Below are 13,172 nucleotides of genomic sequence, written 5' to 3' on the forward strand. Positions count from 1 at the left end.
CGCCCCCTCCTCCGGAGCCGCCCCGGCCGGCGGGAAGGATACCGAGCATCTGGCAGACAAAAACAGTCAGGATGAACAACATCACCAGAAATACGAACAACGCCGGATGCCGCGAGACAAAATCATCCGCGGGATCGCCAGCCGATTCATACACCGTGGAAGGTTCGTCCAGCGGATTGCCGCCCAGCACCACCAGCATCGCCGCCACGCCGTCGCTGATGCCCTTGCTGAAGTTGCCGGCCTTGAACGACGGTGTGATCACCTGATGAATGATCACCGAACTCTGGGCATCGGTCAGGCGATCCTCCAGCCCGTAGCCGACTTCGATGCGCAATTTGCGCTCGTCCCGGGCGACGATCAACAGGGCACCGTTGTTCTTGTCCTTCTGGCCGATGCCCCAGTGCCGGCCGAGCTCGACGCCGTAGTCCTCAATAGTGGCGCCTTGCAGGTTCGGCAACGTCACGACCACCAACTGCTCACCGGTTGCCTGTTCGTGGGCCTGCAACTGCTGGCTCAGTTGCGCCCGTACCGACGGCTCGATCATCTGCGCGTCGTCCACCACCCGCCCGGTCAGCGCCGGAAAGGTCATTTCGGCCCGGGCGCTGACGGTGAACAGCCACAGCATCAGCACCAGGCCCATCTTCAACACACGCATGGGCATCCCCGGCTCAGAACTTCACTTCCGGGGCCTTGTCCGCGCCGGGGCTGGTGGCTTCGAAGGTTTCGCGGATCGGCAGGTCGCTGTACATCACGCTGTGCCACAGACGACCGGGAAAGGTGCGGATCTCGGTGTTGTATTTCTGCACCGCCAGAATGAAATCCCGGCGGGCCACGGCGATGCGGTTTTCCGTGCCCTCAAGCTGCGATTGCAGGGCGAGGAAGTTCTGGTTGGCCTTCAGGTCCGGATAACGTTCGGACACCACCATCAAGCGGCTCAAGGCGCCGGTCAGTTGATCCTGGGCCTGCTGGAACTGCTTGAGTTTTTCCGGGTTGTCGAGGGTGCTGGCATCGACCTGGATTGACGTCGCCTTGGCCCGGGCCTCGATCACCGCAGTCAGGGTTGCTTCCTCGTGTTTGGCATAGCCCTTCACGGTTTCTACCAGATTGGGGATCAGGTCGGCGCGGCGCTGGTACTGGTTCTGCACCTGGCCCCAGGCAGCCTTGGCCTGTTCGTCGAGGGTCGGGATGTTGTTGATGCCGCAAGCGGTCAACAACGTGGCCAGCACCAGCAAGGTGGCGACCTGCAAACGCGAGCGGTAGACAGGACTGACATTCATCGGACGGGTGCTCCCTTGCACATTTCATGAAAATACGAGCGCGAAACCTTCTCGGTCGGCTCTTGGGGCATAATCGCCCGCGCCACTGGATTGCGGCGGGCCGATGGGCTAAAAAGAGGCCCTGCGCGATCACGCTGCTCGATCCGGCAGCGTTTATTCGGCGTCGTTTTTTGCGTCAACACCCGAACAACAATAGTCGCTCCCTAAATTTTGGCTGGCCGGCGTTGTAACGCCGTTTGCGCCCTTGAGAAAACTATTCATGAAGAAGCTGTGTTTGCTGGGCCTGTTCGTCAGCCTGGCCAGTCATCAAGTACTGGCCGCCACGACCCCGGTACCCCTGGAAAACAAGGATGCGTTCATCAGTAACCTGATGAAACAAATGACCCTCGACGAGAAGATCGGCCAGTTGCGCCTGATCAGCATCGGCCCGGAAATGCCCCGCGAGCTGATCCGCAAAGAGATCGCCGCCGGCAACATCGGCGGCACCTTCAACTCGATCACCCGCCCGGAAAACCGCCCGATGCAGGACGCTGCCATGCGCAGCCGCCTGAAGATTCCGATGTTTTTCGCGTACGACGTGATCCACGGTCACCGTACGATTTTCCCGATTCCGCTGGCCCTGGCCTCGAGCTGGGACATGGACGCCATCGGTCAGTCCGGGCGCGTAGCAGCCAAAGAAGCCGCCGCCGACAGCCTCGACATCACCTTCGCGCCGATGGTCGACATCTCCCGCGACCCGCGCTGGGGCCGCAGCTCCGAAGGTTTCGGTGAAGACACCTACCTGACCTCGCGCATCGCCAAAGTCATGGTCAAGGCCTATCAGGGCGAGACCCCGAGCGCGGCCGACAGCATCATGGCCAGCGTCAAGCACTTCGCCCTGTACGGCGCGGTCGAGGGCGGTCGCGACTACAACACCGTCGACATGAGCCCGGTGAAGATGTACCAGGACTACCTGCCGCCGTACCGCGCCGCGATCGATGCCGGCGCCGGCGGCGTGATGGTGGCGTTGAACTCGGTCAACGGCATCCCGGCCACCGCCAATACCTGGCTGATGAACGACCTGCTGCGCAAGGATTGGGGCTTCAAGGGCCTGGCAGTCAGCGACCACGGCGCGATCTTCGAACTGATCAAGCACGGCGTGGCCCGCGACGGTCGTGAAGCGGCGAAGCTGGCGATCAAGGCCGGCATCGACATGAGCATGAACGACACCCTGTACGGCAAAGAGCTGCCGGGGCTGCTCAAGTCCGGCGAGATCGAACAGAAGGACATCGACAACGCGGTGCGTGAAGTGCTCGCTGCCAAGTACGACATGGGCCTGTTCAAGGACCCGTACCTGCGCATCGGCAAGGCTGAAGACGATCCGGCCGACACCTACGCCGACAGCCGTCTGCACCGCGCCGACGCCCGTGAAGTGGCGCGTCGCAGCCTGGTATTGCTGAAAAACCAGAACGAAACCCTGCCGCTGAAGAAAACCGCGAAAGTCGCGCTGGTCGGCCCGCTGGCCAAGGCCCCGATCGACATGATGGGCAGTTGGGCTGCCGCCGGTCGTCCGGCGCAATCGGTGACCCTGTTCGACGGCATGAGCAATGTGATCGGCGACAAGGCGAACCTGATCTACGCCCGTGGCGCCAACATCACCAGCGACAAGAAGGTTCTCGACTACCTGAACTTCCTCAACTTCGACGCCCCGGAAGTGGTCGATGACCCGCGTCCGGCCAACGTGCTGATCGACGAAGCGGTGAAAGCCGCCAAGGACGCCGACATTGTGGTTGCAGCCGTGGGCGAGTCCCGTGGCATGTCCCACGAATCGTCGAGCCGTACCGACCTGAACATCCCGGAAAACCAGCGCGAGCTGATCCGCGCCCTGAAAGCCACCGGCAAGCCGTTGGTGCTGGTGCTGATGAACGGCCGTCCGCTGACCATCCTCGAAGAGAAAGAACAGGCTGACGCGATTCTGGAAACCTGGTTCAGCGGCACCGAGGGCGGCAACGCCATTGCCGACGTGCTGTTCGGCGACTACAACCCGTCGGGCAAACTGCCGGTGACCTTCCCGCGCTCCGTGGGCCAGATCCCGACTTACTATAACCATCTGAGCATTGGCCGGCCGTTCACGCCGGGCAAACCGGGCAACTACACCTCGCAGTATTTCGATGACACCACAGGTCCCCTGTTCCCGTTCGGTTACGGCCTGAGCTACACCGACTTCAGCCTGAGCGACATGGCGCTGTCCTCGACCACCCTGAACGCCACCGGCAAGCTCGACGCCAGTGTCATGGTCAAGAACACCGGCAAGCGCGACGGCGAAACCGTGGTGCAGCTGTACATCCAGGACGTCACCGGATCGATGATCCGTCCGGTCAAGGAGCTGAAGAACTTCCAGAAAATCATGCTCAAGGCCGGCGAGCAGAAAGTCGTGCACTTCACCATCACCGAAGATGACCTGAAGTTCTACAACGCCCAGCTCAAGTACGCGGCCGAGCCTGGCAAGTTCAACGTGCAGATCGGCCTGGATTCCCAGGACGTGACGCAGCAGAGCTTTGAGTTGCTGTAACAGTTTTCACACTGCAAAAATTTGTGGGAGCTGGCTTGCCAGCGATGGCGGACGCACAGTCAACGAAGATGTTGAACGTGCCGGCCTTATCGCTGGCAAGCCAGCTCCCACAGGTCCTTCTAAAGGTATGAAAGCTGCGACTAGCCGCGACGATCCAGGAGATTGACCACCACCCGATCCACCCAGCCCCAGATCCGCTGCTTCACCCGCCGCCACAGTGGCCGTTTCCGCCATTCCTCCAGACTCACCTGCTGACTCAGGCCGAAGTCCTTCTCGAAACTCGCCGCCACCGCTGCCGTCAATGACGGGTCCAGCGCTTCCAGATTCGCCTCAAGGTTGAAGCGCAGATTCCAGTGATCGAAATTGCATGAGCCGATGCTGACCCAATCGTCCACCAGCACCATTTTCAGGTGCAGGAAACACGGCTGGTACTCGTAGATTTTCACCCCGGCCTTGAGCAGGCGCGGGTAGTAGCGATGCCCCGCATAGCGCACCGACGGATGATCGGTGCGCGGCCCGGTCAGCAGCAGGCGCACGTCGAGACCTCGGGCGGCAGCCTTGCGCAGGGAGCGGCGGATTTTCCAGGTTGGCAGGAAATACGGCGTCGCCAGCCAGATCCGCTGCTGGCCGCTGTTCAGTGCACGGAACAACGATTGCAGAATGTCGCGATGCTGACGGGCGTCGGCGTAGGCCACGCGGCCCATGCCCTCGCCCGTGTCCGGCACACGCGGTAGCCGTGGCAAGCCGAAATGCGCGTTGGGCCGCCAAGCCCGGCGATGGCGGTTGGCGATCCATTGGCGGTCGAACAGCAACTGCCAGTCGAGCACCAGCGGGCCGGTGATTTCCACCATGACCTCGTGCCATTCGCTGGTCTCGTGGCCCGGCGTCCAGAACTCATCGGTGACCCCGGTGCCGCCGACCACCGCCAGACGCTGGTCGACCAGCAACAGCTTGCGATGATCGCGATAGAAATTGCCGACCCAGCGCCGCCAGTTCAGCCGGTTGTAAAAACGCAGCTCGACCCCGGCCCCGGTCAGCCGCCGGCGCAACGTGAGGGTGAACGCGAGGCTGCCGTAATCGTCGAACAGGCAGCGCACCCGCACGCCCCGCTCCGCCGCCAGTACCAACGCCTGCACGATGGTTTCGGCACAGGCACCGGCCTCCACCAGATACAGCTCCAGTTCGATCTGCTCGCGGGCGCGGGCGATCTCGTCGAGCATGCGCGGGAAGAATTGCGGGCCGTCGATCAACAGCTCGAAGCGGTTGCCATCACGCCACGGAAACACCGCGCCGCGCATGTCAGCGCGCCGTGAAGATCAGCACCGCACCCACCGGCACCGACAGACTGATGGCCGACAGGCCGGCCATGTTGCGCAGGCTTTCCAGGCCCGGCAGCAGATCGAAATCCTCGGCGCTGATCACCAGCGGCTCCAGCGTCACCACTTGAAAGCGTCGGTCATCGAGACGCGTGGCAAGCAGTTCGGCGGGGTATTCGTGCTGTTTGCCGTGCAGGTTGACGGTCAGCGGCAGGCGCAATTCAAGCTGTGCACCGGGGGCCAGATCGTTGATCGGGCGCAGGTCGATCTGGGTGGTGATGGTCGCCTCGGGGAATTGCTCGATCTGGAACAGCTCCTTGCGCATGCGCTCGTCGCGCAGCGGGATGCCGCTGTTGATCGAATCCAGTTCGACTTCGACCACGGCGCGGCCATCGGGATCGACCTTGCCGTGCAGTACCAGAAAGCGCTGCACTTCGGACACGTTGGCGTTTTTCGTGCTGACGAACGACAGCCGCGACGACTCGCCGTCCAGATACCAGTTGGCCTGGGCCGGCAGCGCAGCGGCGCCCAGCAGCAGGCCGGCGAAGGCGTTGCACAGAGAACGGTTGAACATTGAAGACTCGTGGGGCCGATAAACCTGCACGAACCTTAACTGGCCTTGGCGTTATTGCAAACTGTCAGTCTCTGCAAACACTCAGGCCAATGCCTGCTGCACCTCGCCGATGGTCGACGCGAGGCTGTTGAGGTGCAGGCTCAGCACCCGCTCCACCGGCGCCTGATCCATTGGCCAGTGCAGCGCCATGCTGCCGACCAGCCGCCCTTGGGCACGGATCGGCAAGGCCACCGCGCGAATCAGGAACGGCAGACGCACCGGGTATTCCCAATAACCTTCGGTGCGCTGGCCGAAGCCCTGATGCAAGGCTTGTTCGGTGGCCTGCAACACACCGTCATCCGCCAGTTGTTCTCGTTCGGCCAGACGCTTAACGTCCTGGCTGTCGAGTTCACCAAGACACGCGCGGCCCATCGCCGAATGGAACAGGCTGGCGTGATGGCCGACGATCTGGCAGTTGGTTGGATAGCGTTTGCGCAGCACCTGCGGAATCGCACTTTCCATCACTTCGACCCGCTCGCCGTCGAAGCACGACAGATCCGCCACCAGCCCGGTGCGCTCGCTGAGCTCCAGCAGCATCGGCGCGGCGCTTTCCACCAGATGGCGTTTGAAGCGTTGCTGACGATCACCGAACAGCCGTTTGGCGCACAACCGGTAGCGACGGTCGCTGAGGCCGCGATAGATCCAGCCCTGCTCCTGCAAGGTCGCGAGCATCCGCGACACCGTGGCCTTGGGCAGAGTCGTCAGGTAGTGCAATTCCTCCAGCCCCAGCGCCTGATGCTCGCCGAGCAACTCGACGATGGCCAGCGCCCGTTCGACCGAGCGCACGCTGCCGGTGTCTGCCTTGCTGCCCATGTGTTCGACCTCCATGGATACGGATGAAAGATCACTTCGTGCAGCAAGATGCGGGCCGCTCAGGCCGATTGCAGGCATGCCGGCGGTCGCCGTTCGACCCAGCGGGTCAGCTGTTCATGGGCGTAGGCCAGTTGTAGCACCGCCCGATCCGCCTGGGCCGGGCCGATGATTTGCAGGCCCATCGGCAGCCCTGCCGGGTTGAAACCCACCGGCACGCTGATGCTCGGCAACCCCGCCAGAGTCGGGCCGATCACCACCTCCATCCAGCGGTGATAGGCGTCCATGGTTTGCCCGCCGACGACTCGCGGCCACGGCTGCTGTGCATCAAAAGGGAACACCTGGGCGGTGGGCAACAGCAGGAAATCGTAACGTTCGAACAACTCGCTCAACGCGCGATACCACTCGCTGCGTGCCACCGACGCCTGATAGACCTCGGCAGCGGTCAGACGCAGACCGCCCTCGATTTCCCATTGCGCTTCGGGTTTGAGCAGCGCCCGTTTTTGCGGGTCGGCATAGGCCGCGCCGAGGCTGCCCTGCACCAGAAAATGCCGGTGGGTGAGCCAGGTCTGCCACAGGCGTTCCATGGAGAAGTCCGGCTGGCAGGCCTCGACCTGACAGCCCAGCGCACTGAAATCCGCCAGCGCCGATTCGCACAGGCTCAACACGCCGTCGTCCATCGGCAGATAGCCGTTGTAATCGCCGAGCCAGCCGAGGCGCAGACCGCTGCAGTCCTGTTGCAGAACCAGTCCGAAATCCCGTGGTTCATCAGCCAGCGACAGCGGCACGCGCGGATCGTAGCCGGCCTGGGTCGAGAGCAACCGCGCGACGTCGGTGACCGTGCGCCCCATCGGCCCTTCGGTGGCCAGTTGCTGGACGAACACTTCCGGCATCGGCCCATGGGGCACGCGGCCCTGGGACGGGCGGAAGCCGAACACGTTGTTGAACGCCGCCGGATTGCGCAGCGAGCCCATCATGTCGCTGCCGTCCGCCACCGGCAGCAGACGCAGGGCCAGCGCCACCGCCGCTCCGCCGCTGCTGCCGCCGGCGATCAGGCCCGGATCGTAGGCGTTGGTGGTGGTGCCGAACACGCTGTTGTAGGTCTGCGAGCCGAGGCCGAATTCCGGTACGTTGCTTTTGCCGATGATGATCGCGCCGCAGGCGCGCACCCGCGCCACGCTGATCGCATCGTGCTGCGGCACTTGCTCGGCGAACAGCGGCGAGCCGAGGGTCGTGCGCAATCCGGCGGTGGCCGCCAGGTCTTTGATGGCCTGGGGCATGCCGTGCATCCAGCCCCGGGACTCACCGCGATCCAGTTGCCGGTCGCATTCATCGGCCTCGCTCAGCAGCACATCCTGCGGGCGCAACGACACAAGCGCGTTGACCGCCGGATTGAAGCGATCAATGTGCGTCAGATACGCCTGCATCACCTCGCGGCACGACACCTTGCGGGCATGGATCGCCCGGGACAGCGCATCGGCGTCGAGGGCGACAATCGGATCAATGGCTAACGGACTCACGGTTTCACTCCCAGGTTGAGCGCAACGGATTTCTTTGCGCGTGGTGCCTCCTGCAAACAGTAAGTACCGAGCAGGGTCAGCAGGCAAGCGAACAAGACATAGAACGACGGCGCCATCGGGGTGTTCAGAACTTTACTCAGCCAGGTGACGATCAGCGGCGCGAAACCACCGAACACCATCACCGCCACGTTGTAGGCCACGGACACGCCGGTGGAGCGCACTTCAATCGGGAACTGCTCAGCCAATGCGGTCGGGGCCGGGCCGAAGAATCCGCCAATCGCCGTGCACAGCAGCAGTTGCATCACCAGCAAACGCTCGATCGAAGGCGCCGCCGCAACCCACACGTAAAGCGGATAGACCATGACGAAAAACGCCAGGGTGAAGGCCATAAGCACCGGCCGCCGACCGAGGCGATCCGACAGGGCGCCGGAGAACGGAATCACCACGGTCATCAACCCCACCGCAAGCATCTGCACCAGCAACACCTGATCCAGCGGCAGACCGAGATTTTTGTGGGCGAAGGTCGGCATGTTCACCAGCACCACGTAGAACGACACCGTCGCCCCGCATGCCAGGCCCATCGACACCAACAGGCTGCGGCGATGTTCGCGCAGCACCTGCCACAGGCCCGGAGCGGCGCCTTTGGCTTTCTTGCGCGCTTCGAGAAACTCTTCCGGCTCTTCCATGTGCTTGCGAATCCACAGGCCCACCGGGCCGATCAACAGGCCGAGCACAAACGGAATCCGCCAGCCCCAGCTGTCCAGCGCTTCGGGGGAAAACAGGTGCGTGACCAGCGCCACCATCGCCGCGCCGCTGAACACCGCCAGGCATTGCCCGACCAGTTGCCACGATCCGTACAAGCCCTTGCGATGGGCCGGCGCGCTCTCCACCAGAAACGCCGTGGCGCTGGCGTATTCACCGCCCGTGGCAAAACCCTGAAGCATCCGCGCCACCACGATCAGCAACGGCGCGCCCATGCCGATGGCGGCGTGGTTCGGCGCGAACGCGATCAGGGCGATGGACACGGTCATCAGGCGGATGATCATCTGCATCGCCGCCTTGCGCCCTTTGCGGTCGGAGTAGATGCCGAGCAGGATGCCGCCCACCGGGCGCATGAAAAAGCCGACGCCGAAAGTCGCCAGCGCCATCAGCAGCGAGGCGTAGTCGTCGTCGGACGGGAAAAACTGGCGGGCGATGATGCTCGCCAGAAAGCCATAAACGATGAAGTCGTACCATTCCAGGGCGTTGCCGATGACGGCGGCGACCACTTGCCGGGTGCGCGAAACGCCAGAGTTTGAAGGCTGCATGGGGATTCTCCAGAAGCTGTGGGTTGACCACGCAGGCGCGTGCGCACCTGCGTTCCAGCGGCAGCAAAAAGTGAAGAAATCAGGCCGGCTTGAGCCAGCTCTCGGTGAGCGCGCCCCAATACGCCGCGCCGGTCAGCAGGATGTCGTCGTTGAAGTCGTAGGCCGGGTTATGCACCATCGGCCGCGCCACGCCGTTGCCGATGAACAGGTAGGCGCCGGGGCAGCGCTGGAGCATCCAGGCGAAATCTTCGCTGCCCATCAGTTTGGGGGTGTTGCCATCGACGGCGTCGGCGCCGACCAGTTCGACGCCGACCTGACGGGCAAACTCGGTTTCGGCGGCGTGGTTGACCAGCACCGGGTAGGCCGGTCGGTGTTCGATGGTTGAAGTGCAGCCGAAGCTCTCGGCCTGGGACTCGATGATCGAGCGCACGCGGTTCAGGGTCTGTTCGCGAACCTCGGCATTCAGCGCACGCAAGCTCAGGCGCAGGATCGCCTGTTGCGGAATCACGTTCGCCGCTTCGCCGGCCTGCAATGCGCCGACCGTTACCACCGCTGCCTGCTGCGCGTCGATGTTGCGCGCGACCACGGTTTGCAAAGCCATCACCACACTGGCCGCAGCGACCAACGGATCCACCGCCAGATGCGGCATCGAGCCGTGGCCGCCGACGCCTTCGATGGTCACCGTGAGCAAGTCCTGCGAAGCCATCATCGGCCCTTCGCGAAAGCCCAGATGCCCCGCCGGCAAGCCCGGCATGTTGTGCATGCCGAACAGCGCGTCGCACGGAAAACGCTCGAGCAGGCCATCGGCGAGCATCGCTTCGGCCCCGCCTTGCCCCTCTTCGGCGGGCTGAAAAATCAGCGTCAGGGTGCCGTCGAACTGGCGGGTCGCGGCCAGATAACGCGCCGCACCAAGCAACATCGCGGTGTGCCCGTCATGCCCGCAGGCGTGCATGCAGCCTTGATGACGGCTGCTGTAGGCGACGCCGGTGTTCTCGATGATCGGCAGCGCATCCATGTCGGCCCGCAGCCCGAGTTTGCGTGTGCTGCTGCCGTTGCGCAGCACGCCGACCACGCCGGTCTTGCCGACGCCGGTGTGGACTTCATAACCCCACTCTTCGAGCGAGCGGGCGACCAGCGCCGAGGTGCGGCTTTCTTCGAAACCGAGTTCAGGGTGGGCGTGAATGTCCTGGCGGGTGGCGTGCAGGTCGCTGGCCACGTCGTTAAGCCAGGCCAGAATGTGCTGATGTCGGGGCATGACGGTTCTCCTCGCGCGGGTGTTCCCGGTCTTGTTGTTCGGTGTTGTTTCACGACACGTGAACGGCAGGTCGTGCTCACCGCCAGATAACCGCGAGACACGCGAGAGGACAATCGAATGTGGTTCCACAGGGTGGAACCGGATCAGGGTTGCAGGCGACAGCCCTGGCGTTCGCCTTGCCACCGGGCGCTGTTGCTGCGTCCCAGCCCGCTGGCGGTGACTAGTTTTTGCGTGCGGTCATCGGTCAGTTCGCTGGGCAGCCACTGCGTCACGTAGCCCCGGCAATATTCGGCGTCGTTGTTCATGACGTAACGGCACGAACAATATTCCTTGGCGGTGTAGGCGCTGATGATGTCCGGGAAGGCCCACAGGTTTTCGCGCTCGTGCCAGCCCCAACCCAGCAGCAGGACCAACAGCACCAGCAGGATGCGTCTGAACAGTTTCATGGCCGCACCGCCCCGAGCACACGCTTGAGCAATTCGTTGTGGCGATAGCTGCCATCGCGGTCATCGGCGTAGCGCACGATCACCAGTTTTTCGCTCGGGATCACGTACAGCGCCTGGCCCCAATGGCCGAGGGCGGCGAAGGTGTCGGGCGGTGCGTCGGGCCATGGCGACGGCGCGCCGTCTGCCGGGCGATTGAGCCACCACTGGCCGCCGGGCACGGCTTCGTCCTGATGGGCCTTGTAGCCGGCGAAGGGTTGTCGGTTGAAGGCGACCCAGTCTTTGGGCAGCAACTGCCGGTCGTTCCAGCGTCCGTCCCGTTCCATCAGCAGGCCGATTCGCGCCAGATCCCGGGCCGTCATATAGGCGTATGAAGAGGCGACGAAGGTGCCCGTCGCGTCGGTTTCCCATGTGGCATGGCGGATGCCCAAAGGATCGAAAAGCGCTGTCCACGGATAGTCGGGATAACGCTGCGGACCGACGATGGTTTTCAGCGCCGCCGCCAACAGATTGCTGTCGCCGCTGGAATAGCGGAACGCCTGCCCCGCTGGCGCGTAGCTGTCGTGATCGGCGGTGAAGGCGGCCATGTCGCGGTGGCCACGGGTGTAGAGCATCGCCACCACCGAGGATTTCAGCGGGGCGTATTCGTAGTCTTCCTGCCAGTCGATACCCGAGGCCCAGTGCAGCAGATCCTTGAGGGTGATGGCCGGATGTTTTTCCAGCGCCGGGTAGAACGTGGCCGCCGGGTCATCGAGCTTGAACAGGCCTTCGCCGTACGCCACGCCGAGCACCGAGGCCATCAGGCTTTTGCTGATCGACCAGGTCAGGTGGGGGGTGTCGGCGGTGGTCGCGGCGGCGTAGCGTTCGTAGATGACCTGGCCGTCGCGGATCACCAGCAAGGCGTCGGTGCGGATGCCTTGGCGGCTGTTGTCATCGCGGGTCGGGAAGGCATAGGCCTCCAATGCATCGACGGCCGGGCCAGTGAGTTTCGGACCGGTCGGCCACTGCTCGCCCGGCCATTGTTCGGCCTGAACCGTGAAGCTGATCAGCAGCAGAAACAGGTACAGGCCTTTGAACATGGTGAGGGCTCTGGAGATGAACCTGACAAGACTAGCCGGGATTCATGACAGAAGTGTTTTGGTTAGCCGCCAACGCCTTGGCCAGTCGTTTGGCCCGCGCGCCAGCCGCCAGTTGCATGACCGATTGATCGCGCTGCCACATCGTCGCCCACTCAGGATTGCCGTCACGCAGTGCCTGATCGACTTCAGGTTTGAGCCCGTCGAATTGCGCAAACAAACCGCCGAGCAACAAATGCCCCGCCGGATTGTTCGGCGGCTGGCGACTGACTTCCGAACATCCGGCCAACAGCGCCAGCAAACGCAATTGCAGCGGCTGCGGCCAGCCGCTGTCCTGACCGACGCCGTACAACCACGCGGTCATTGCACTCAACACGTAAACGTCTTCAAGGGTGCGGAACGGTTTGACGTAGGCATCCCAACCATCCCCGGCGAGCAACTCACACAACGCATCGTCGAGATGCAGCCGGCCATGGCTGATGTCCGGCATCAACGGCAGCGCCGGGAGCTTTTCCACCCGCACGCCGGGCTCGCCGGGGTACACCACCGCCAGACTCAGGCGCGGTGATTCGTCGGGTTGCTCACTGCGCGCGGCGATCAGCAGCCAGTCCGCCGCATCGCCGGCGGTGACGAAATCCTTCTGCCCGGTGAGGCGCAGATCCGTGAGCCGGGTCTGCATGTCTGCCGGGCGCAGGCTGCGCTGCTCGGTCGCACACAACGCGCCGAGGCTTGGCGGCGCGCTCGGCCAGAGCATCCGCAGCGCCGCTTGATAACCCACCAGAAACGCCAGCCCCGGCGTCGCCATCCGCCGCCCTCCCGCCACCGCCAGTTCGAACGGCGTCACGCTTCCCAGTTGCTGCAGCAACGTGGCGAAGCCCTCCGCCAGATCGGCAACGGCGGGCAGGCGTTCGCGGCATTCAAGCAGGGTCGACCAGGTCATCAGAGGCTCCTCGTGGGCTGTCATATAAGCATCACCAAACATTCATGGCGATGACACCGGGGCT

At 63.6% G+C, this 13,172-nt stretch carries 12 protein-coding genes; 1 reads left to right on the top strand and 11 read right to left on the bottom strand.

What is annotated here, in order from left to right; all coding sequences use genetic code 11:
- Together AC07XZ_RS12240 and AC07XZ_RS12245 are read right to left on the bottom strand one after the other, a co-directional pair.
- Positions 1 to 655, bottom strand: a 655-nt coding sequence (locus AC07XZ_RS12240; protein WP_102686630.1) for a TPM domain-containing protein, incomplete at its 3' end; no start/stop codon positions are given.
- Between the two features lie 13 nt (positions 656 to 668).
- On the bottom strand, positions 669 to 1,277 hold the full coding sequence (locus AC07XZ_RS12245; RefSeq protein ID WP_064383000.1) for a LemA family protein: 609 nt from the start codon (positions 1,275 to 1,277) through the stop codon (positions 669 to 671).
- 259 nt (positions 1,278 to 1,536) lie between these two features.
- Here AC07XZ_RS12245 and bglX point away from each other — a divergent pair, with 259 nt between their 5' ends.
- A complete protein-coding gene (gene bglX, locus AC07XZ_RS12250) occupies positions 1,537 to 3,828 on the top strand; it encodes a beta-glucosidase BglX (protein WP_085748217.1) in 2,292 nt (763 codons plus the stop codon).
- A gap of 140 nt (positions 3,829 to 3,968) precedes the next feature.
- Here the strand turns inward: bglX and AC07XZ_RS12255 are convergent, their stop codons facing one another.
- The 9 genes from AC07XZ_RS12255 to AC07XZ_RS12295 form a co-directional block, all read right to left on the bottom strand.
- On the bottom strand, positions 3,969 to 5,126 hold the full coding sequence (locus AC07XZ_RS12255) for a phospholipase D-like domain-containing protein (protein WP_102686629.1): 1,158 nt from the start codon (positions 5,124 to 5,126) through the stop codon (positions 3,969 to 3,971).
- A gap of 1 nt (position 5,127) precedes the next feature.
- Positions 5,128 to 5,718 (bottom strand): YceI family protein, encoded by a 591-nt coding sequence (locus AC07XZ_RS12260; protein ID WP_085605441.1) that lies wholly within the window; start codon positions 5,716 to 5,718, stop codon positions 5,128 to 5,130.
- Between the two features lie 81 nt (positions 5,719 to 5,799).
- Entirely contained in the window at positions 5,800 to 6,570 is a 771-nt protein-coding gene (locus AC07XZ_RS12265) for an IclR family transcriptional regulator (RefSeq protein WP_085683240.1), read from the bottom strand.
- A 59-nt stretch (positions 6,571 to 6,629) separates the two neighbouring features.
- Positions 6,630 to 8,087: an amidase gene (locus AC07XZ_RS12270; RefSeq protein WP_102686628.1), complete on the bottom strand. Its 1,458-nt coding sequence runs from the start codon at positions 8,085 to 8,087 to the stop codon at positions 6,630 to 6,632.
- Positions 8,084 to 9,394, bottom strand: coding sequence for a citrate-proton symporter (locus AC07XZ_RS12275; RefSeq protein WP_102686627.1), 1,311 nt, complete (start codon positions 9,392 to 9,394; stop codon positions 8,084 to 8,086). The genes AC07XZ_RS12270 and AC07XZ_RS12275 overlap by 4 nt, the downstream gene beginning before the upstream one ends.
- Before the next feature lie 79 nt (positions 9,395 to 9,473).
- Positions 9,474 to 10,649 carry a M20 aminoacylase family protein gene (locus tag AC07XZ_RS12280; protein WP_085748212.1) on the bottom strand — a complete coding sequence of 392 codons (1,176 nt, stop codon included), beginning with the start codon at positions 10,647 to 10,649 and terminating at the stop codon, positions 9,474 to 9,476.
- A gap of 143 nt (positions 10,650 to 10,792) precedes the next feature.
- A complete protein-coding gene (locus tag AC07XZ_RS12285; RefSeq protein WP_102686626.1) occupies positions 10,793 to 11,095 on the bottom strand; it encodes an amidase in 303 nt (100 codons plus the stop codon).
- On the bottom strand, positions 11,092 to 12,171 hold the full coding sequence (locus tag AC07XZ_RS12290) for a serine hydrolase domain-containing protein (protein ID WP_102686625.1): 1,080 nt from the start codon (positions 12,169 to 12,171) through the stop codon (positions 11,092 to 11,094). Before AC07XZ_RS12290 ends, AC07XZ_RS12285 begins: the two co-directional genes overlap by 4 nt.
- A gap of 31 nt (positions 12,172 to 12,202) precedes the next feature.
- Positions 12,203 to 13,108, bottom strand: coding sequence for an acyl-CoA dehydrogenase middle domain-containing protein (locus AC07XZ_RS12295; RefSeq protein WP_102686624.1), 906 nt, complete (start codon positions 13,106 to 13,108; stop codon positions 12,203 to 12,205).
- Between the last annotated feature and the right edge of the window lie 64 nt (positions 13,109 to 13,172).

The sequence above is a fragment of the Pseudomonas sp. GW458-11-26-14-LB4 genome, from assembly GCF_059423925.1.